Here is a 20,507-nt window from a genome sequence, read left to right as displayed (position 1 = left end):
TACATACATCCGATAAAAAGAGCAAGAGAAATCCTGTGGGCAGAGTTAATTTTTGTTTTAGAATAAGTTAGGAAGAGTAGTTTTATACTGAAGTCTTTAAAAAACCGCTACGCAAAGTCTCCTGACTTTGCGTAAAGCGACTTTGCAGAGCAGAATTTAACTACTGAAAATATAGGGCTTAATCAACAGCCATCTTTACGGGGAACACGTTTGAAAATTACTTCACTGTCGCGTTCTAGATATTCGCATCCTATTATTGGATATGAATACTTCGGCGCATGCGATACGTAATGGCTTTTTATGATTATTTTATCATTCACTTTCAGGCTGCGCAACTTTTCAAGTTGATCCTTTTCCCCATCAAATTTTACAATGTAATCTTCACCATTAATTTTGACCATCACTCCAAAACCTAATTTAGAGCCAGATGGAAGTGTAAGAGAAGTTACAACTCCTTCCATATTACTGTAATCGGTAAGGTGCTTCCAGATTTTTTCTTCAGCGGCATACACTTTTTTACCTCTGGTAGAAACTTCCCATTCTTTGAATTTGATGCCGTCAGGAGTTGCTTCCCATTTTTTCATTTCGGCTGTTTTTTCAGCAGGAGACAATACCTTTTGGAATTGCTTTTTAGTTGTTCCATTCTTGATTTCACGATTGGCGAGTACAAGTCCGCTCACTACAATCAGTGGTAGCATGAGTGCAAAAATTACTTTTTTCATAGTTTTCTGGATTTAAATTAAATTAAGATTCTGTTGATGCGCTAAATCTGATGAGACCTTTTATTGTTAAAGGTGATCAAACTTGACTCAGCGAAAATACCTTGTTATTTTTCTGCTTTTATGATTCGGATTGTAAATAAAATTGTAAACTTTGTAAATAATAACTTGACACTATGTTTCTTAGCCGAAATTTCCTATCAGGAGCACACAACTGCTTTTTTGGATTCATCTTGCTTTCATTCGTTTTTATCATTTGTGCAGCGTTCAGTACGGAAGATAATAACGATTTTGATTTTGCCAAAAGAGAAGTGCTGCTTCGCAAGATAGGGCATGAATTACTTTTACAGTCGGGCGACCGTACATCAAGGGTGCTTCCTGTAAAAAAGATTTCGGAGAATGAATACCAGATCAGCTTTGAAAATAATCTTAGTTTTCAGCCGGACTCGCTGGTAAATCTTACGAAGCGGGTGCTCGCAAAAGATCCGCTTGCAAGTGATTATATTGTGAATGTTCTGAATTGTGGCAACTCCAGTGTAGCGTATGGATATTCGGTATCTCAAGAGAAAAAAGATGATATCGTAGCCTGTTTAGGAAGGCAACAGCCTAAAGCGTGTTACATTATTGATATCAAATTCAAACCGGCGGCACTAAGCACAGCAAAAAGTGGATACCTTTTGGGTGGACTGTCGTTTTTAGCATTTGTCGGTTTTATTTTTTTTAGATCTAAATCTGTAAAGTCGGGAAAGGTGGTACCCGAAACTCAAAAGACGGATATGCTTACTTTAGGCTCGGTCTTGTTTGATACAAAAAACAGGAAACTCATCATTGGTGAAAAGACTGTAGAACTTACAGCAACGGAAAGCCGTGTATTGATCATTTTTGCGCTGTCTCCCAACGAGATCATCGAGAGAAGCCGACTGCAAAAAGAGATCTGGGAAGATGATGGTGTGATTGTAGGGCGCAGCCTGGATATGTTCATCTCAAAACTCAGAAAAAAACTGGAATTTGATCAGGATCTCAATATTGTGGTGATCAGGGGTAAAGGGTATAGGCTTGAAATAAAGGATTAAGATTAAAAACGGCACGGGCAGTATGTCCGCGCCATTAAATATAATGTCTAAATACAATCAATTGATGATTTCAGCGTCGGGATTTTCTTTTATTCTGGCTATTCGTTCTTTCCAGTTTTGGAGTTCATCATCGGTAAGTCTGATCCAGTCTGTCAGTTCACCGACAATTTTCAGGGGTTCTTTACTGCGGTACGACCGCGTAGGATTTCCCGGGAATTTTTTATCCGTGACGTTGGGATCATTTTCAAATTTGCCGGTGGGTTCTACAATGTAAATACGTTCACGACCATCTCCTCCTGCCAGTGCCGCTGCCAATCCCGCTCCGTTGGGAAGTGCGGTAAAGTAGATATGATTCATGATGATTTCAGAATAGTAATTCGATTTGAATCCTGCGTTGAGAAAGTCACCGATTTTCAGATCAGCTTTTGTACCATGATAAAATGGACCATTATCCAGACTTTGCCCGTCTTTTTTGTTTTCCATTGCGAAAGTATTTTTGATTTTGGAATAACCTGTAAACTTAGGAATTTGTTTTCACTTAAATGCAAGGATTCTGTATGTCAATTCGAATAGGTTTTAAAAAACGTATGCTACGCAAAGTTCGCTACGCAAAGTCTCCTGACTTTGCGTAAATTCTTTGCGTAAAACTGTAGTAAAACATCAATCTTTATCGTAATTACGATACTTCCAAAATTCATTTGCTTTGGTTGCATTAACGACGGGGTTGTCTGCCAGTTCAATTTCAATTAATCCCTGACCGTTCACATAATTACTTGCTGATGAATAGATGTAATCCTGAGCTTTTTCTACAATTCCGGCTCTTACAGGATTGAGGTGTATATAGCTTAACTTAATCCAGAGAAAGGGGAGTGTATAAATTTCTTCAGCATGATTAATAATGTGCTTTTTAGTTATTGCTCAAAGTCGCAGACTTTGCGCAGCAGGAGAATTTTCTGAAAACTGAAGAAATTTTGTAATTACATGCACGGTTTTCTCAATATAAAATCAAGCTACGCAAAGTCTCCCGACTTTGCGTAAAACTGTAAAACTTTGCGTAAAACATCAATCTTTATCGTAATTACGATACTTCCAAAATTCATTTGCTTTGGTTACATTAACGACGGGGTTGTGTGCCAGTTCAATTTCAATTAATCCTTGACCATTCACATAATTACTTGCTGATGAATAGATGTAATCCTGGGCTTTTTCTACAATTCCTGCTCTTACAGGGTTAAGGTGTATATAGTTTAATTTATCCCAAAGAAAGTGCAGTGTATAAATTTCTTCAGCATGATTACCATATTGCCAAAATTGATAATTTTTATTTCTTGAATGTGATTCCGTTGCTTTGACAAATCTTTCCAACATCCATTCCCTACGGCTCTCAGGATTGTTTCTGATACATTCTAAGATGTTTTTAGAAGTAAACTTTTTAAAATCTCTAATCAAATCTGAAAGTTTACCGTCTTTTGACTGTAAGATAAGATGAATGTGATTACTCATTATTACATATCCGTATACCGTCATGCCTTTGTTTTGAATGCAGTATTTCAAGCAGTCTATCACAATATCACGATAGTTTTTTCTTGAGAATACGTCTATCCAATCTACAACTGTACAGGTAATGAAATGTATTTTTTCCTGATCTCTTATAATGTAACCTTCTTTCATAATGTGCTTTTTATCAAAGATAAATTTTTTCTTACTTAATTTCCAAGCAAAAAAAATCACAGATTGCTGTTGTGTGATTTAAAGATTATTGCGCAAAGTCGGATACTTTATGGATTGGGTGCGAGTTAAAAGAGTTTGTTTAGTTATGAGATGGGATCTTTTTACATTGCCGCAAAGTCGGGAGACTTTGTGGACTGGGTGCGAGTTAAAAGAGTTTGTTTCGTTATGAGATGGGATCTTTTTACATTGCCGCAAAGTCGGCAGACTTTGCGGAGCTGGGAGTGGGTGCGAGCTAAAAGAGTTTGTTTAGTTATGAGATGGGATCTTTTTACATTGCCACAAAGTCGACTTTGCGGAGCGGATTGTATATTTAATTTAAATAAAAGATTTACTTGAAATTCAGAACATATTTTAAAAAATAATTATTGATCAATTAATTTTTAGAACTCAATACTTTATTGCTTTGGTGGTGAGACAATTAGCCTTAATCTAAAATTTATATCATAAAGTCTTATATGAAGCCATGTGTCATAAAAAAACCGCCCTGCCAAAAGCAGGACGGTTACTATTTTTAAATCGGTGATGACTACTACATCATTCCCGGCATTCCGCCACCCATTGGCATAGCTGGCTCGTCTTTTTTCACTTCAGTGATTACACATTCAGTTGTTAAAAGCATTCCGGAAACAGAAGCTGCGTTTTCTAAAGCAACTCTTGTTACTTTTGTAGGATCGATGATTCCTGCTTCAAGCATGTTAACATACTCGTCAGTTTTAGCATTGTATCCGAAGTCTCCGCTGCCTTCAGCAACTTTAGCAACGATCACAGAACCCTCACCTCCTGCATTGGCAACGATTTGTCTTAATGGTTCTTCGATTGCTCTTTTTACAATTCTGATTCCTGTAGTTTCGTCAGCATTGATTCCTGTAAGGTCAGTTAAAGCTGAGATCGCTCTTACCAAAGCAACACCACCTCCTGCAACGATACCTTCTTCAACAGCTGCTCTTGTAGCGTTCAATGCATCGTCAACTCTGTCTTTTTTCTCTTTCATTTCAACTTCAGAAGCTGCACCTACATAAAGTACGGCAACACCACCGGCCAGTTTAGCCAATCTCTCCTGTAATTTTTCTCTGTCGTAGTCAGAAGTTGTAGTTTCCATCTGAGCTTTGATCTGAGCAACTCTTCCTTTGATTTTGCTTTCGTCACCACCACCGTTTACGATAGTTGTGTTGTCTTTATCGATCGTTACCTTTTCAGCGGTTCCCAACATATCTAAAGATACGTTTTCCATTGTGAAACCCTGTTCTTCAGAAATTACCTGACCACCGGTTAAGATAGCAATATCTTCTAACATTGCTTTTCTTCTGTCACCAAATCCCGGAGCTTTCACAGCAGCAATTTTAAGAGAACCTCTCAATTTGTTTACCACTAAAGTAGCTAAAGCTTCACCTTCAACTTCTTCAGAAATGATAAGTAAAGATTTTCCGCTTTGTGCGATAGGTTCAAGAACAGGAAGCAATTCTTTCATTGAAGAGATTTTTTTCTCTACCAAAAGGATGTATGGGCTTTCCACTTCAGCCACCATTTTTTCAGGATTGGTTACGAAATAAGGAGACTGGTATCCTCTGTCAAACTGCATACCTTCTACAACATCAACTGTTGTATCGATACCCTTAGCTTCTTCCACAGTGATTACTCCTTCTTTACCAACTTTTCCGAAAGCTTCAGCGATCAGAGATCCGATGGTTTCGTCATTATTGGCAGAAACTGAAGCAACCTGCTTCACCATTTCTTTAGAATCCCCAACTTCTTTAGACTGAGATTTAAGGTTGGCAACAACAGCAGTAACTGCTTTGTCGATCCCTCTTTTCAGATCCATCGGGTTAGCACCTGCAGCTACATTTTTAAGACCTTCTCTTACGATAGCCTGTGCCAATACAGTAGCGGTAGTGGTACCGTCTCCTGCGATATCATTGGTTTTGGAAGCAACTTCTTTTACCATTTGCGCTCCCATATTTTCTACTCTGTCTTCAAGTTCGATCTCTTTAGCTACAGTAACACCATCTTTGGTTACGTGAGGTGCACCGAAAGATTTTTCGATTACTACGTTTCTTCCTTTTGGTCCTAAAGTTACTTTTACTGCATTTGCCAATGCATCAACACCTCTTTTTAAAGCGTCTCTTGACTCGATATCGAATTTTATTTCTTTTGCCATTTTGATTAGATATTGGATGTTAGATGTCAGAAGTTAGACATGTAACACGTGTTTTTAATTTGATTTTTAATTTGAATAATCTGAAATCTGATATGTTGTATCGTGAATCTTATCCGATTACTCCAAGCAGATCTCCTTCTTTTATAATTAAGAAGTCTTTTCCGTCTAATTTTAATTCAGAACCTGAATATTTTCCATAAAGAACTTTATCACCTACTTTCACAGTTGTAGGCTCGTCTACTTTACCCGGACCTACTGCGACTACTGTACCTTCCTGTGGTTTTTCTTTTGCAGTGTCTGGGATGATAATACCTGAAGCTGTTTTGGTTTCTGCAGCGATGGGCTCGATAAGCACTCTGTCTGCTAAGGGTTTAAAGTTTACTGACATAATATTTTAATTTTTAATTATTTCTGTGTTGTAATTCTCTAAATCTGTGCCAACAGACCGTTAATAGATTTTTGGCAGATTTTTTTTAAAGATGTGAAATTTTGGCAGAAAAATAGTTTTTAAGCAAAAAAACTGTAGCAGCCGAATAGTCAAAAAATAAAATTGTCAGCAGGTCATATTGCTAGTGACGGTTATTTGTGTGATGCTGATTGAGTTTTGAAATAACGGCACCTGAGACAGCAATGCTGATAAAATTCGTTACAGATCTGGCTTCATTCATAAAACGGTCAACGCTGTACAGTAATGCAATATCTGTTAATGGGATTTTTCCGAAACGGTTTAAGGTAAATACAAGTGCAAGAAATCCTGAGCCTGGAACTCCGGAAGCCGTTTTGGACGTTATGGAAATAATAATAAATAGCCAGATGTAATCATTGATGCTTAAAGAAATCTGGTAGAACTGGATCAGAAAACAGCATGATACTGAAAGGTAAATACAGGCTCCTGCCAGGTTAAAATTGTACCCTAGCGGAATAATAAACCTTAAGATTTTTCTGTTGTATCCTTCATTCTCCATTTTTTCAAAAATAATAGGAAAGGCGGTTTTTGACGAAGATGTTGTGATTACCAGAATGATTTCTTCTTTTATATTGACCAGAAATTTCCAGAGATTAAATTTAAACAGATAGGAAACAAGCCCCAGAATACCAAAAATAAAAAACAGATCTGCAAGATAAACCGTAGCAATGACTTTACTGAGCGGTAAAAGTGTATTGATCCCGTAGACTGAAATGCCAAAAGCAATATTGCAGAAGATAATCACAGGAAGTAAAATATATACATATCTGATAACGGTATAGAAACTGCCGATGCCATTTTCCAGTACCTGAAGAAAACGTTTCCTTTTCTTTGACAGACTGATGGAAACCCCTGTTACAATTGATAAAAGAAGAAAAATCCCATAGCGGTTGAGGTAGAGAACCGATGTGATAGAATCTTCATTAACCTGAAAGCTTTTCGGGAGTGGGGTAGTTATGGTGCTGGTGTCAATGCCAGTATCAGCACCCGGCTGTACAGCAAAACCAAAAACGAAACCTAGTAAAATGGCGGCTGAAGTGGTCAGGATAAAATACAGGCCGGTCTGCCAGATAATCCGGTCTGCATTTTTAATATCTGCCAGGTGACTTATTCCGTAGATTACTGCCATGAAAATTACAGGAAGGATCAGGGTTTCCAGAACAATGAAAAAATAACGGCTCACTACCCCGAGTCTGATGCTCAGCTCAGGGAAATAATAACCTGAAAGTACCCCGCCGATAATAGCAGCAAAAACATACAGCGTAAGATTTCTTAAATATCTGCCAGTAAAAGTCTTTCTTGTATGGAATAGATTCATCTCAAAAACAATTTTTTCTTCATCGGAATAAAGGTATTAATTTAACATGAAACCCATTAAAAAAATTAAGGTTACAGAAACAGAAAGGTATTAAAGAATAAATTTCTCACAGTTCAATATCCTTTTATCAGATTTGGAAATCTTGAATCTCGAAAAAATGTCAATCGATATTCAGGTTACCTGATCCTATATGACTCCAAGCAACAGTGCTCCCAGCAGCATTACGATTGATGATCCGACAGCCCACTTTAAAGTATATTTTAAATGATCTGAAAATTCTACTCCTGCGAGAGAAACCAGTAAATAAGTTGAGGGAACAAGCGGACTTAAAAGGTGGGAAGCCTGCCCGACAAGACTCGCTCTTCCCAATAAGTCCGGCGGAATGCCAAGCTGCTGTCCTGTCGCTGTAATAATAGGCAGGATTCCGAAATAATAAGCATCATTGGTAAGGAAGAATGTCAGGGGAACACTGAATACTGCTGTGATGATATTCAGGGAACTGCCCCAGCTTTTCGGGATTACATCGATCATGCTGTTTCCCATTGCCTGCATAATCCCGGATCCGTTAAGGATTCCTGTGAAAATTCCTGCTCCGAAGATCATCCCTGCAACTGATAAAGCATTTCCTGCATGTTTCGACATGATTTTCTGCTGGTCTTTCAGTTTCGGATAGTTAATTACAGAAGCAATACAGAAGGCAATCATAAATGCAATACCCAATGGAACAATATCAAGGATCATGACCGTTAAAAGGATCAGGGTGAGGGCAAGATTGATCCAGATCAGTTTCGGGCGGAGAAGTTTCGGATCAGATTCACCGGCAATATCATTATTACTGTATTTAGTGTATTTACCGTATTTCGCAATACGTTTTTTCTCTTTTATTCCTAATATATAAGCAACAAAAATCACCCACAGAATTCCTAAAACCATAATCGGGATCATGGGAACAAAAATTTCAGTGTGGCTTAATTTCAGAGAACTCATAACTCTTGCGGTGGGGCCACCCCAGGGAAGAATGTTCATGATTCCGCCCGCAAGCATAATGATGCAGGTCAATATTAAAGGATTAAGCCCTTGCTTTTTATAAAGTGGCAGCATCGCTGCAACGACAATAATGTAAGTAGATGATCCGTCGCCGTCTAATGAGACAAGGGTAGTAAGAAGGGCGGAACCAATGGTTGTTTTAACAGGATTGTCTCCTACTGCTTTTAAAATGATTTTAACCAAAGGTTCAAACAGTCCGGTATCGATCATCAGACTGAAATAAAGAATGGCAAAAATCAGCATGACGCCCGTAAGTGCTATTTCTTTAACCCCGTTTTTCATCATATTTCCGAGTTCAGGGCCAAAACCCGCAAACAGGGCAATCACTACGGGAACGATAACCAGTGCAGTGAGCGGGGTCATTTTTTTATTCATAATGAGCACCATAAAAATGATGATCATTAAAAATCCAAGGAATGTAAGCATAAGTGAGTGTATTTTAGGTTATCTGTTTTGTTCTTTTTTTCGCCAGTCAAAGGTATTTCTGAATCCTATGTATCCGTAATTGCTGGTAGATCCTGTTTCAAGCTGATTGATAAAAGCGACCTCTAAAGCAGAATTCTTCCCTGTTTTTATTCCTAATCCTGCGGTCAGACGGTTGCTGTCGAAAGGATCTTCTTTAACCACATTCATTCTGATTTCATTTTTCAGGATCCCGTAGAATTTTTCTTTTTCTCCCTTCCTGTTAAAAGGAATTCTCAGGGAAATAAGGTAGCGGAGCCTTACAATAAATTCATCAGGATTACTTATGAACCGTTCTTCTACACGGAATCGGTGCGAGACGACAGTCCTGCCGATGTTACCCCCTAAGCTGACCTGCTGAAAAGGGCGTTTCTCATATCTTTCCTTTTTGGTATTGTCAGCTCTGTAAGAATCTAAAACCAGAAACATAAATCCTGCTGCGGGTTTTACATCATTGGCTATTTCATAGTCTACATAAGCAGAAACCAGAAAAAGTCTTGTATCATAAACAATATCAAAAGAACGGTACTGCGTAAGTGCTGTTAAAGTACTTTTGTCTGTTAATCGTGCAGACATAAGATACTGGAACCACATATTGTAATTATCACGGCTTTGTGCAGTTGCTGAAGTGCAGAAACCGAGCAGTAAAATCATCATTAAGCTTAATTTAATCTTCATGTAATATTTGATTAATATCTGTTATCTCAAATATATCCAGAACAAGAAACCGCCGGCTGATTTTTCAATCAATGGCAGATTTTATCAGTGAACTGCACGACAGGAAAAAAAAGATGTTATATTTGAAGGACTGAAAATCTTTGTTTTTGCATGTTCTTACTGGTTAATATTGTTGTTATACTGTTGGTTTTTAGGGTTTTGTTTAATGACAGGATTCTCAGAATGCTGATGAAATACCGCTGGGGCTTTTTATTGAAGTTTCAGCACGGTTTATTCTTTTTTGTTTTCATTCTGATCACTTTTTTCACCGAAAACTACTTTCTTAATACCCCGGAACTGATTTTTTGTGTATCGTCTGTTGTTATTTTCAATATTGGGCTGTATTATCTTGTATATTATTATCTGGTTCCGCAGTTTTATCTGTCCAATAAGTATCCGCAGTTTATTTTGTATGCACTGATCTGTTTTCTGCTGTCAAGTCTGTTCAGGATTTTACTGGAACCCGCTGTTTTCAGAATGAATTTTAATGAAACACTTTCCAACACAAAATTTTTATACAATGTTTATACTGCACAGGGGATCGTGATTTTGGTCTCGTCATTTCTTGGGATTACAAAAGATAAATTTCTGATCGAAAAAGATTTTATAGATCTGGGAGAAGAAAAGGATCAGCTGCATCTGGATCTTCTTAAATCTAAACTGAATCCTCACTTTTTACTGAACACCCTGAACAATATCTATTCAAAAAGTTTTCATGCTTCAGAAAATACATCAGAATCCATATTGCAGCTCAGTAAACTGCTTCAGTATGTCATTTATGATACCAATAAAGAAAAGATCACCATTGCTCAGGAGTTTGCCTCCATTAGATCCCTTGCCGGACTCTATCAGCTGAAATACAATAATCTGCTCGACATATCTTTTGATATTCAGGATGAAGAAACATGGGATCTGATTGAAATTCCGCCCTCTGTTTTTCTGACGCTTTTTGAGAATGCACTGAAGCATTCTGCAATTGGAATAGAATCTGAAAGTTTTATAAACGTCAGGTATAAAATACAAAAGCAGGAGGTGCTTTTTGAAATTATTAATACCGTTGCCAGAAAGAAGACTGTTATGGATGAGGGAGATAACGGAGGATTGGGAAATGAAGCCGTAACGAGTATATTAGAAAAAAACTACTCGGGAAAATTTGCTTTTCTCTCTGAAGCGCAGGGGAAGGATGAATACCAAACCGTTTTAAAAATTAAATTAGCATGACCGAGTTGAAAATAGTAAGTGTAGATGACGAATATCCTGCTCTGCAGCTTATAAAGCAGTACTGTGATCAGATTGAAGGTGTTAATCTCTTAAAAGGATTTCAGAATCCGGAAGAAGCATTGAAGTATCTCGGTGAAAATAAAGTCGACCTCGTTATTCTTGATATTAATATGCCGTATATGAGCGGTATTGAACTTCTGCAACAGCTGCCTTACAAACCTTTGTGTATATTTCTTACCCTGGAGACACAACATGCGGTAAAAGCTTTTGAACTGGATGTTGTCCATTATCTTGTAAAACCGGTTGATTTTGATACATTTAAAAAGGCTGTCAGCAAGGCAAGAGACTTTTTACAGTTTAAAAAATCAGCGGACGATAAAAAGCAGGAGGATTTTATTATGTTTAAATCCAATTATATCATGAATAAGGTTTTGCTCGAAGATATCAAATGGATTCAGGGTTTTGGAGAATATATTATTCTCGTAACCTCGTTTAAAAAGTACATGATTCTTGACCGGATGTCCAATTTTGAAGAAAAATTTAAAGACCTGGGATTTATACGTATTCATAAATCATATATCGTATTGTCTTACCATATCAGTTCTTACGATACCGGGAATGTATACCTTAAAGATGGAGAAAAGCTTCCGCTGGGCAGAACGTATAAGAGTTTATTGAAAGCGCATCTCAATTAAAAAGAATTTATTAAAATTTGCTACTTAACGTTACGATTATTAAGAGCCTGTTTACAGATCATGAGAATATTTAGGGATAGGAACCTTTAGATTTTAAAAAAAAGTTTATTGAAACGGCGTTCAATAAACTTTTCTGTATCAATTACTGTTTAAATTCTAATTTTTCTTTCCTGCAGCCTGCATTGGATTAACTTTTCCATTGGCTCCCCCTCTTACAGGACCATCCTGTTTCTGTTTAAATACCTGGAATTTTGAAACTTCAGAAGCTGTTCCGTCATTACTCCAGAAATTGTTGGAAGTGTCAATATCTGCTGTTTCCCGCATTGGATCGAGCTGCACGGATCTTAATTTTTTATCAAAGTAGAAAGTTTTTGAAGCCTTTTTTTCATTAAGTCTCCAGATCTGAGCAGAAGATTTATCTTTTAGGGTCGTCCCGTCTTCAAATGTAAATTCAAGTATGATCGGCATGACCAGACCGCCTTTGTTGACAAAATCAATTTGATAGGCAGTAATATTCTTCAGTTGATCCTGATCTTTTTTATCTACAGCATTGCTCCCTTGTGTTTTGAAAGTATACTCTTTATTAGCATCCACTTTTTCCTGTCCTCTGTCATAACGGTAGTAAAAATCCTGTAAATTTTTATCTTTTTCTACCTGGAAAGTAATGTTTTTATCTTCCCTGTTTCTTATTTTTGAGATATCCGTAAATTCATTCTGTAAAGGCTTTTCAACTTTATATTTCGTTTCTTCAGATGGTTTTACCGATGTGAAATCAGGAGTTGCCACGGTAACTTTATCGATGGAGATATCTACAGGATCTGTTCCGTAAAACCATCCTCTCCAGAACCAATCGAGGTCTTCGCCGCTTGCATCTTCCATTGTTCTGAAAAAATCTGCCGGTTCAGGATGTTTGAATGCCCATCTTTTTGAATAGGTTTTAAAAGCTTTATCAAAAAGTTCTCTTCCCATAATCATTTCACGCAGAATATTCAGCCCTGTTGCTGGCTTTGAATAGGCATTGGGACCAAACTGAATAATATTTTCAGAATTACTCATGATTGGCTCCAGTTGATCCTTCGGAAGTTTCATGTAATCTACGATCGTCCATGCAGGTCCACGCTTTGAAGGGAATTTATTGTCCCATTTCTCCTCTGTAAGATATTCTGTAAACGTATTCAGTCCTTCATCCATCCAGCTCCACTGTCTTTCATCTGAATTAATAATCATCGGAAAGAAATTATGCCCGACTTCATGGATAATCACACCGATCATCCCATTTTTAGTGCCTTCAGAATATGTTCCGTCTTTTTCTGTTCTTCCGAAGTTGAAACAGATCATCGGATATTCCATTCCATTCGCTGCCTCCACTGACTGTGCTACAGGATAGGGATATGGGATTGTAAATTCCGAGTAGGTTTTAATGGTATGGGCAACCGCTTTGGTTGAATATTTTCTGTACAGGCCATAAGCTTCTTTAGGATAAAAACTCATTGCCATTACTTTATTGCTGTTTTCAGGAATTGTTACCCCCATTCCGTCCCAGACAAATTTTCTTGAAGAAGTCCATGCAAAATCTCTGACATCTTTCGCTTCGAAAATCCATGTTTTTCTCTGTTTTGAGTGATTTTTCTCTGCTTTTTTAGCCTCGTCAAGCGTTACGATTTCTACAGGCTCATCTGAAGTTTGTGATTTTTTATATCTAGAAAATTGTTCAGATGATAAAACCTGTTCATAGTTTTTACATTCCCCGGTTCCGCCCACTACATGATCTGCGGGGACATTCATCGAAACTTTATAATTTCCGAAAACCAGGGCAAATTCACCCCTTCCTGTGAACTGATGATTCTGCCATCCGTGAAAATCACTGTAGACACACATTCTTGGAAACCATTGGGTAATCGTGTAAAGATCATTTCCATCCTCTGCGAAATTTTCGTAGCCGCCGCGGCCACCCATTTTTATCCGGTTGGGGATATTGTAGTTCCAGTCGATCTTAAAAGTAATCTGATCTCCCTTTTTCAGAGTTTTCGGAAGATCGATACGCATCATTGTTTTATTGACCGTATATTTTAAAGGATTGCCAGTTGCATCAGTAACCTTCTCAAGGTTAACGCCATATCCATTGTCTTTAGCAGGAAGATCACTGGTCTTTACCTGTTGGTCATTTAAAGATTTTGGTAATGTGGAAGATGATTGATAATCTGCTTTTTTAACCGTTGACTGCTGATTTTCGTCCAATTGAAGCCAGATATAATCTAAATCATCGGGAGACTGATTGTAATAGGTAATCTTTTCCGACCCCTTCAGATTTCTTTTATCCTCATCAAGATAGGCGGTGATATCATAATCTGCTCTGTTTTGCCAGTAAGAACTTCCGGGTGCTCCCGAAGCAGTTCGGTAAACATTCGGAGTCGGAAGGATGGTTCCCAACTGTTCAAACCGGTTTCCGTGATTACTCCCGGGGTTGTTTTGAATATTCTGGGCAGAGACACCTATATATAAAAATACAGATAGTACTGTTACTTTTAGTTGCATGGATGAATAATTTAAGAATGATCAAATATAATGATAAGTTGTTGAAAATTTAAAAATGTTTTGGTCTTAAAAAGGCATTCTTTCCAATGTCATTTTCAAGGCCAGTGCAAAAACGCCTGATGAAACAAATAAAACCCAATCCTTTTTGTTGATTTTAAAAAGATTGAGCAAAACAGACAGAAAGACCAGTATTCCGGCTACGATCACGACTTGCCCGATTTCCAGACCAATATTAAAACCCAGTAAAGGAACAGCTATGTTTTGACTTTTTGCAATCATAATCCTTGCGGTATTCGCAAAACCTAATCCATGAATTAATCCGAAAAATAAGGCTAAATAGTAATTGGTTTTATTCTGAGTCTGCTTTTTGTTTTTCATTAATATGTTTCCGGCAGCTGTCAGAACTATAGTCAGGGGTATCAGGAATTCTACCCAATCTGAAGGTAGGCGTACAACATTCAGGATACTTAATGCTAAAGTAACCGAATGACCAACCGTAAAAGCTGTGACTAAAATGAGAATTCTTTTCCAGTCTTTTACAGTATATGCGGCGATCAGAGCTAAAACAAAAAGCTGATGATCAAGAGCATCCAGGGATATAATATGTTCCCATCCCAGTTTCAGATAAAATATAAAATCGTTCATGAAAAATGTTAAATTAATGAATTATTTACGGTTAAATTATTTTTAGGGTAATAATAAGTGTTAAAATAAATAAAAATCGTATAATTGTACTGTTATAAAATTACACAAGATGAATTTAAAAAAACTTTTTTTAGCAAAAGTACGTAATCCTTTTGCTGCGAACGCTTTCTTGCGAAATTTCGCTGTTGTTTTTCTCGGGTTGTTTTCCTACAGTATGTCAGGACAGGTTCAGAAATTAGACTACAGGTTTGAAATGCTGATTAAAAACAAAGACAAAATCTCAAAAGGCATCAGGATTAAAGATTTTGACAATCCTGAAATGCAGCTTGATAAGCATCTGGTGGTTACTTCAAAGGGTCCAGAAGTAATGTATTCCTGTATTATTTATACGAAAACACCAGAAAAATTAAAATCAGATGGTATACTTGTCCAGAGCGTATTGCCAAACTTCGCAACTGCACTGGTAGGGATAGAAAATATTGAAAAAATTCTGCAGCTCCCTTATGTAACTTCCGTAAAGTCTCCGAACTTTGATCAGTTGCATAATGATGTAAGCAGAGCACAGTCAGGAGCGAATCTTTTACAGGATGGTGCCTTTAACAATACTTTCTACTCAGGAACAGGAGTTTTAGTTGGAATTTATGACACAGGTATAGATTGGAGCCATCCGGATTTCAGAGATGCTGCTGATCAGACAAAGAGCAGGATTTACTCAATCTGGGATCAGACCATTACACCGCAGGGATCAGAAACATCACCTGCCGGATTTAATATGGGAGTGGAATATACAAGAGCACAGATTGAAGATGAACTGGATGGTTCGCCGGCCAATTTTGTCCGCGAAAATGATATCAATGGCCATGGAACGCACGTTGCCGGAACGGCAGCAGGGAACGGAACTGGATTTTCAGACCTGAGGCATAAAGGATTTGCACCTGAAGCTGATATCATAGTAGTAAAAGGTGGAAACGGATCTTTTTCAACAACAAACACCATCAATGCCCTGACATATTTCCAAAATGTGGCTGAGGCTTTGAATAAACCTATTGTGGTCAATATGAGTATTGGCGGGCAGCTTTCTGCACATGACGGTACCGCAAGCCATGAGGTTGCAGTGGATAATTTTACAGCTTCAGGACCGGGTAGAGTGGCAGTTATTTCTGCTGGTAACGATTATCAATTTAATCTTCATAGAACGGTTGATATTGCTCCTGCTGAAACGCAGTCTTATACATTTACCGTAAGTAGTGATACTTCTGCTCAAAACGTTTTTTCATTTGTCATGTATACGGATAACAGCAGTCCTGTTACAGCAAGATTAACAGCGCCCGATGGTCAGGTATTCACCCAAAACATTAGTTCGAACACCACCCACAGTATTCTTGGGGGCGGATTATCTGCCAGAATGTTTAATTATACAGATTCTGATAATAATAAAAGATTTGTTGCTTTGCTTTTGAGCCGTAGTGCAAGTTCTGTAATCGATGCTCAGGGGATATACACCTTAGAGATCACCAATGACGGAGTGCAGCAGATAACTACTCATGGATGGATTTATAACAGGGATGTCGCAACTGCTTTGACTGGTGGAAATAATGAATATATTGTTGGTTCCCCCGGAAATGCATCGAGCGCTATTACAGTAGCCTCCTATATGGGAAGAGCAAGTTGGTATAGTTCTAGTAATCAGACATTAACTACTGGTACGCCTCAGGAATCAATTTCAGCGTTTAGTTCTCAGGGACCCAGGGTTGATGGCTTTCAGAAGCCTGATATAACCGCATCAGGACAGAATGTTATTTCTTCAAGATCAATAAATGCGGCATCTGCAGCAACGAGCATTATTTTTGGAACTCCTTACTATGTAAGAAATGCGGGAACAAGTATGGCGGCACCGGGAGTTGCCGGAGCCGCTGCATTATTGCTGCAGGCAAACCCTGGTCTGACTGCTTCTGCTGTGAAAAGCAAATTAACCCAAAACGCAAGAAAAGACGGAGCAACAGGAAATATTCCAAATTCAAGATGGGGTTTTGGCAAACTGGATATTTATAAAACAGTTACGGATGAGGTTAATTGTTTAAAGTCTGATTTTGAGATTGTCACTTATGATGAACCATATGTCATTTCAAATACAGAAAATAATACTGCTTTTAACAATGCGGCCTTAGCTGTTCTTTATACCCCGACACTGACAGGTAAATTGGGAGGCTTTTCTTTCCATACAGGGATTGCTGATATTCCTAATGATCTATCAGTTGATATTCAGGTGAGAAAGGTAGACGCCAATGGAAATCCCGGAGATATTATTGCTGCCAAAACAGTATCTTCATGGGAGAATGATGTTCAGAGATTAACATGGAACTATATCAATTTATCAGATTTAAATGTTCAGACTCTAACAGGTAAAGATTTTTACATTGTCATCAATGGTGTAGGGGGAATGGTTTCTATTAAAAATGAATCTATAGCGGTAGATAACAGATCAAAAATTTCGACAAATGGGATAAATTGGACTGCGGCTGCATTTGATCTTAAAATGAGAGCAACAGTTTATGAAAATGTGGCAGAAGTGAAAGCTTTAGCAACAGCAAATCAAACAAAACAGGCTCCGGTTACAGCAGGATATAATTATTTTGTGAACAACTGTCAGCTGATCTCAAGAATAGAAAAAGAGACGTCAGGTACGGTATCAGGAAATGTAACCTCTAAAGTTTGGGTGGATAACGCCCAGTCAAATTACGTATCAAGAAGATTTGAAATAAATCCTGAAAGCAGCGCGGGAAATGCTACGGGAAGAGTAACGCTTTACTTTACACAAGCGGAGTTTGATGCATACAATATGTCGAACGCAGTTAAACTGCCGACATCAGGAACTGATCAGGCAAATAAAACGAATCTTATTGTAGAAAAATATACAGGAACAAGTGCAGGCAATACAGGTACTGTAGCATCATTCGGAAGTGCTCCTTCTGTCATTATTCCAAATGTGTCTGATATCTTTTGGAACGATACCTATCAATATTGGGAAGTAAGTTTCCTGACTACAGGATTTGGTGGGTATTTCGTAAAAACGAATTCGGTTACTTTAGGAGTAAATGATACTGCAAAAAATGAAGGGATCACTGTATACCCTAACCCAGCAAAAAGTACTGTTTACTTTTCTTTGGGTAAAACTTCTAAAGCTGTAGTTACGATACAGGATATTTCGGGAAAATTTATCAGAAATGTTGAGATCAGTTCTGCTGATTCTAAAATAGATATTTCTGATCTTACAGCTGGAAGTTATCTTTTTATAATTACATTGGATAATAATTCAAAAATCGTAAAAAAGATTATTAAAGAATAATCTCGTTGTAATTACTATAAGAAAAGCGGCAGTGAATAACTGCCGCTTTTCTTATATTTGTCATCTAATCCAGTCTCATGTTTTTCAAGCTCAACTTTTTGTACGCTCTGTTTTTTCTATTTCCTCTATTCGGAATTCAAAATTTTTCTGAAATTAAAGAATTTCATCCTTATCATGTAGGATCTGTCGAGATCAACTATAATGAGAAGTCTAAAACATTTGAAATTACCGGACGTTTTTTTCTTGATGACCTGGAAAATGGCCTTGCAAAGAAATATGGAAAGTCCTATCACTTTAATGATGCAAAATACAAAGGGCAGCTTAATGAAGCTTTGAAAAATTACAGTTCGGAATATTTAAAGCTCAAAACCGATAATCAATTTTTAAAGATTAATTATGTCGGTTATGAAGAAGACAGTGAGTCAGTGAATATCTATCTGGAATCTGAAAAAGTAGCCAATCCCAAAAAAGTGGAAGCTGCAGTAAGTTTTCTTTATAATTTATTTGATGATCAGATTAATCTTGTTCATATCATTGTCAACGGAAACAGAAAAAGTGAAAAATTAACATATCCTGACCGATATCTGTATCAGCAGTTTTAAACTGTTTATTTTTTGAGCTGCAGCAATTTGTTTTCTGATTTTATGTGAGCTAAAAGATCCGGAAAAAAATCATCATAACATTTTTGCAGAACATTCTTATTATCAAGGAAAGCCTGGAAAACAGGAATGCCCTGATCCAGATATTTTGCTTTATGCAATACATTCTGAATACTGAATTTAATTCCCTGGTCGTTACGGTAATTGTACAGCCAGTCATCATGTTCCATTCTGATGAGCATTCTTTTAAAATTGACAGAGAGGAATCTTTCATGTTCGTTCAGTACCCGATACACTTTTCTCGAATGCTCTTTCCATTCTTTCGGAGAATATATACTCAGGTCTGTGGCCAGAAAATAATCCATAGAAACATCAATAAATGCGCCGGCATAGAGTCTTACCAACGGACTGAAAACTTTTTTCGCTTCATGGATTGCCGGATGAGAATCTGTATAGGTATCAATCGCGCGATGTAAGGTAATTCCGTCCTGAATATCTTTAGGATACGAATATCGGTCTTTATTCCGTATATAATCTTCAAGAAACTGCCCGACAATTTGTCCGTCATTAAAAGTAAGATAGGAGTGTGCAAGAAAATTCATAAACGAATATAGAAGTTTTTAAATAAAATTCATCAATATTGATGATGAGAATCCGAATATCAAGTCTGGCATTATATACTGAAAGCAGATCTCATCTAAGCACTGATGTTGTGGAAGAAAAAACAAATAAATTTAATATGCTCCTTATTCAGAACATCGAAACCTAAATGAATGAAATGAGTCATCCTGTGCCTCTTATTTTTCCGATGTGTATATCTTATCAAATAATTATCTATTTTCTTTGAGCATATCCCTATTTTGAATAAATTTGTAAGTATTAAATAAAAAAATAAAATGAACACACCATCAGAATTAAAGTACACTAAAGATCACGAATGGGTAAAGATCGAAGGTAATGTCGCTACTATTGGGATTACAGACTTTGCACAGGGAGAGTTGGGAGATATCGTTTATGTAGATGTTGACACTCTGGAAGATGATATCAATGGAGGCGATGTTTTCGGAAGTGTAGAAGCTGTAAAGACAGTTTCAGATTTATTCTTGCCTATCTCTGGGAAAGTGATTGAGTTCAATGCTGCTTTGGAGGATCAGCCTGAATTATTGAATACAGAGCCTTATGGAAACGGTTGGATCATCAAATTAGAAATTGCTGAGGGTGCAGACCAGTCAGAATTGCTTTCTGCAGAAGAATACCAAGCCATCATTGGATAAGATTTCAAACATATTTATAAAGATACTGCCCATTTATTGGGCATTTCTTACTTATATGCTCCTTCGTCCCGGTGTAGAAAACCATGAATACTTTTTTATGTTTGATGGTATTGACAAGGTTTTACACCTTGGGATATTTGCAATGCTGGGATTTTCATTCAAGGCAGCGTTCCCAAGAATCAGTTTTTCCTATTTTTTTCAGATTATCCTTATTTATGCATTCCTGACAGAAATTCTGCAGGACGGAATGCATCTAGGCCGATCAATGGAAACACTTGATATTGTAGCGGATGCTGTAGGATGTATTCTTGGCTATTACATCTATAAGATATTAATCAAACGATACTTTTAACAGTTTTATTAAATAAAGGCTTTAGTGTTTTTTGAAATTACATCTTCGCAATAATTGAATTTTAGTCTATTAATGTATTTTACAGGCTTGCTAATGCTTGAGATTAATCTCTGATAGAATATTTTGCCTCTGATTTCAGGGGCATTTATTTT

18 protein-coding genes are annotated in these 20,507 nt (G+C 37.3%); 7 read left to right on the top strand and 11 right to left on the bottom strand.

The features are described from left to right. Positions 1 to 182: 182 nt before the first annotated feature. Positions 183 to 722: a hypothetical protein gene (locus AC2A07_RS18385; protein ID WP_484051583.1), complete on the bottom strand. Its 540-nt coding sequence runs from the start codon at positions 720 to 722 to the stop codon at positions 183 to 185. A gap of 173 nt (positions 723 to 895) precedes the next feature. On the opposite strand from AC2A07_RS18385, the gene AC2A07_RS18380 reads away from it, so the two are divergent. Beyond that, positions 896 to 1,792, top strand: coding sequence for a winged helix-turn-helix domain-containing protein (locus tag AC2A07_RS18380; RefSeq protein ID WP_484051582.1), 897 nt, complete (start codon positions 896 to 898; stop codon positions 1,790 to 1,792). Positions 1,793 to 1,849: 57 nt separating this feature from the next. Here AC2A07_RS18380 and arr read toward each other — a convergent pair whose 3' ends face one another. The 7 genes from arr to AC2A07_RS18345 form a co-directional block, all read right to left on the bottom strand. Continuing rightward, positions 1,850 to 2,275 (bottom strand): NAD(+)--rifampin ADP-ribosyltransferase, encoded by a 426-nt coding sequence (arr, locus tag AC2A07_RS18375; RefSeq protein WP_484051581.1) that lies wholly within the window; start codon positions 2,273 to 2,275, stop codon positions 1,850 to 1,852. A 579-nt stretch (positions 2,276 to 2,854) separates the two neighbouring features. Continuing rightward, positions 2,855 to 3,463, bottom strand: a complete 609-nt coding sequence (locus AC2A07_RS18370; RefSeq protein WP_484051580.1) for an REP-associated tyrosine transposase — start codon at positions 3,461 to 3,463, stop codon at positions 2,855 to 2,857. A gap of 589 nt (positions 3,464 to 4,052) precedes the next feature. Next, on the bottom strand, positions 4,053 to 5,678 hold the full coding sequence (groL, locus tag AC2A07_RS18365) for a chaperonin GroEL (protein ID WP_314498979.1): 1,626 nt from the start codon (positions 5,676 to 5,678) through the stop codon (positions 4,053 to 4,055). A 109-nt stretch (positions 5,679 to 5,787) separates the two neighbouring features. Then, positions 5,788 to 6,066 carry a co-chaperone GroES gene (locus AC2A07_RS18360; protein ID WP_314498976.1) on the bottom strand — a complete coding sequence of 93 codons (279 nt, stop codon included), beginning with the start codon at positions 6,064 to 6,066 and terminating at the stop codon, positions 5,788 to 5,790. A 181-nt stretch (positions 6,067 to 6,247) separates the two neighbouring features. Continuing rightward, positions 6,248 to 7,462 (bottom strand): dicarboxylate/amino acid:cation symporter, encoded by a 1,215-nt coding sequence (locus AC2A07_RS18355; RefSeq protein ID WP_484051579.1) that lies wholly within the window; start codon positions 7,460 to 7,462, stop codon positions 6,248 to 6,250. Positions 7,463 to 7,648: 186 nt separating this feature from the next. Beyond that, on the bottom strand, positions 7,649 to 8,935 hold the full coding sequence (locus tag AC2A07_RS18350; RefSeq protein WP_484051578.1) for a CitMHS family transporter: 1,287 nt from the start codon (positions 8,933 to 8,935) through the stop codon (positions 7,649 to 7,651). 18 nt (positions 8,936 to 8,953) lie between these two features. Continuing rightward, on the bottom strand, positions 8,954 to 9,649 hold the full coding sequence (locus tag AC2A07_RS18345; protein WP_484051577.1) for a DUF2490 domain-containing protein: 696 nt from the start codon (positions 9,647 to 9,649) through the stop codon (positions 8,954 to 8,956). A 150-nt stretch (positions 9,650 to 9,799) separates the two neighbouring features. Between AC2A07_RS18345 and AC2A07_RS18340 the strand changes: the two genes are divergently transcribed. Together AC2A07_RS18340 and AC2A07_RS18335 are read left to right on the top strand one after the other, a co-directional pair. Next, positions 9,800 to 10,909 carry a histidine kinase gene (locus AC2A07_RS18340; RefSeq protein ID WP_314498969.1) on the top strand — a complete coding sequence of 370 codons (1,110 nt, stop codon included), beginning with the start codon at positions 9,800 to 9,802 and terminating at the stop codon, positions 10,907 to 10,909. Continuing rightward, entirely contained in the window at positions 10,906 to 11,604 is a 699-nt protein-coding gene (locus tag AC2A07_RS18335; RefSeq protein ID WP_484051576.1) for a LytR/AlgR family response regulator transcription factor, read from the top strand. The genes AC2A07_RS18340 and AC2A07_RS18335 overlap by 4 nt, the downstream gene beginning before the upstream one ends. A gap of 156 nt (positions 11,605 to 11,760) precedes the next feature. On the opposite strand, the gene AC2A07_RS18330 is transcribed toward AC2A07_RS18335, so the two are convergent. Together AC2A07_RS18330 and AC2A07_RS18325 are read right to left on the bottom strand one after the other, a co-directional pair. Next, complete coding sequence (locus AC2A07_RS18330; protein ID WP_484051575.1) at positions 11,761 to 14,139, bottom strand: M1 family metallopeptidase; 2,379 nt, start codon at positions 14,137 to 14,139, stop codon at positions 11,761 to 11,763. Between the two features lie 66 nt (positions 14,140 to 14,205). Beyond that, complete coding sequence (locus AC2A07_RS18325) at positions 14,206 to 14,784, bottom strand: HupE/UreJ family protein (RefSeq protein ID WP_484051574.1); 579 nt, start codon at positions 14,782 to 14,784, stop codon at positions 14,206 to 14,208. A 109-nt stretch (positions 14,785 to 14,893) separates the two neighbouring features. On the opposite strand from AC2A07_RS18325, the gene AC2A07_RS18320 reads away from it, so the two are divergent. Then, positions 14,894 to 18,130 carry a S8/S53 family peptidase gene (locus AC2A07_RS18320; RefSeq protein ID WP_484051573.1) on the top strand — a complete coding sequence of 1,079 codons (3,237 nt, stop codon included), beginning with the start codon at positions 14,894 to 14,896 and terminating at the stop codon, positions 18,128 to 18,130. Positions 18,131 to 18,207: 77 nt separating this feature from the next. Further along, a complete protein-coding gene (locus tag AC2A07_RS18315; RefSeq protein ID WP_484051572.1) occupies positions 18,208 to 18,732 on the top strand; it encodes a DUF6702 family protein in 525 nt (174 codons plus the stop codon). 5 nt (positions 18,733 to 18,737) lie between these two features. Here AC2A07_RS18315 and AC2A07_RS18310 read toward each other — a convergent pair whose 3' ends face one another. Next, on the bottom strand, positions 18,738 to 19,331 hold the full coding sequence (locus tag AC2A07_RS18310; RefSeq protein WP_484051571.1) for an acyl carrier protein phosphodiesterase: 594 nt from the start codon (positions 19,329 to 19,331) through the stop codon (positions 18,738 to 18,740). A 294-nt stretch (positions 19,332 to 19,625) separates the two neighbouring features. Between AC2A07_RS18310 and gcvH the strand changes: the two genes are divergently transcribed. Together gcvH and AC2A07_RS18300 are read left to right on the top strand one after the other, a co-directional pair. Further along, entirely contained in the window at positions 19,626 to 20,003 is a 378-nt protein-coding gene (gene gcvH / locus AC2A07_RS18305; protein ID WP_314498949.1) for a glycine cleavage system protein GcvH, read from the top strand. Beyond that, a complete protein-coding gene (locus AC2A07_RS18300; protein WP_484051570.1) occupies positions 19,996 to 20,355 on the top strand; it encodes a VanZ family protein in 360 nt (119 codons plus the stop codon). The genes gcvH and AC2A07_RS18300 overlap by 8 nt, the downstream gene beginning before the upstream one ends. Positions 20,356 to 20,507: the final 152 nt, after the last annotated feature.

The organism is Chryseobacterium sp. HNCC26DJ238 (assembly GCF_057180465.1).
Note: the sequence above shows the minus strand (reverse complement) of the source record. Positions and strands in the feature narration are given on the sequence as shown.

Bases quoted from the DNA above. Each gene is read 5' to 3' on its own strand.
- AC2A07_RS18385 (WP_484051583.1), bottom strand. From the start codon at position 722: ATGAAAAAAGTAATTTTTGCACTCATGCTACCACTGATTGTAGTGAGC.
- AC2A07_RS18380 (WP_484051582.1), top strand. From the start codon at position 896: ATGTTTCTTAGCCGAAATTTCCTATCAGGAGCACACAACTGCTTTTTT.
- arr (WP_484051581.1), bottom strand. From the start codon at position 2,275: ATGGAAAACAAAAAAGACGGGCAAAGTCTGGATAATGGTCCATTTTAT.
- AC2A07_RS18370 (WP_484051580.1), bottom strand. From the start codon at position 3,463: ATGAAAGAAGGTTACATTATAAGAGATCAGGAAAAAATACATTTCATT.
- groL (WP_314498979.1), bottom strand. From the start codon at position 5,678: ATGGCAAAAGAAATAAAATTCGATATCGAGTCAAGAGACGCTTTAAAA.
- AC2A07_RS18360 (WP_314498976.1), bottom strand. From the start codon at position 6,066: ATGTCAGTAAACTTTAAACCCTTAGCAGACAGAGTGCTTATCGAGCCC.
- AC2A07_RS18355 (WP_484051579.1), bottom strand. From the start codon at position 7,462: ATGAATCTATTCCATACAAGAAAGACTTTTACTGGCAGATATTTAAGA.
- AC2A07_RS18350 (WP_484051578.1), bottom strand. From the start codon at position 8,935: ATGCTTACATTCCTTGGATTTTTAATGATCATCATTTTTATGGTGCTC.
- AC2A07_RS18345 (WP_484051577.1), bottom strand. From the start codon at position 9,649: ATGAAGATTAAATTAAGCTTAATGATGATTTTACTGCTCGGTTTCTGC.
- AC2A07_RS18340 (WP_314498969.1), top strand. From the start codon at position 9,800: ATGTTCTTACTGGTTAATATTGTTGTTATACTGTTGGTTTTTAGGGTT.
- AC2A07_RS18335 (WP_484051576.1), top strand. From the start codon at position 10,906: ATGACCGAGTTGAAAATAGTAAGTGTAGATGACGAATATCCTGCTCTG.
- AC2A07_RS18330 (WP_484051575.1), bottom strand. From the start codon at position 14,139: ATGCAACTAAAAGTAACAGTACTATCTGTATTTTTATATATAGGTGTC.
- AC2A07_RS18325 (WP_484051574.1), bottom strand. From the start codon at position 14,784: ATGAACGATTTTATATTTTATCTGAAACTGGGATGGGAACATATTATA.
- AC2A07_RS18320 (WP_484051573.1), top strand. From the start codon at position 14,894: ATGAATTTAAAAAAACTTTTTTTAGCAAAAGTACGTAATCCTTTTGCT.
- AC2A07_RS18315 (WP_484051572.1), top strand. From the start codon at position 18,208: ATGTTTTTCAAGCTCAACTTTTTGTACGCTCTGTTTTTTCTATTTCCT.
- AC2A07_RS18310 (WP_484051571.1), bottom strand. From the start codon at position 19,331: ATGAATTTTCTTGCACACTCCTATCTTACTTTTAATGACGGACAAATT.
- gcvH (WP_314498949.1), top strand. From the start codon at position 19,626: ATGAACACACCATCAGAATTAAAGTACACTAAAGATCACGAATGGGTA.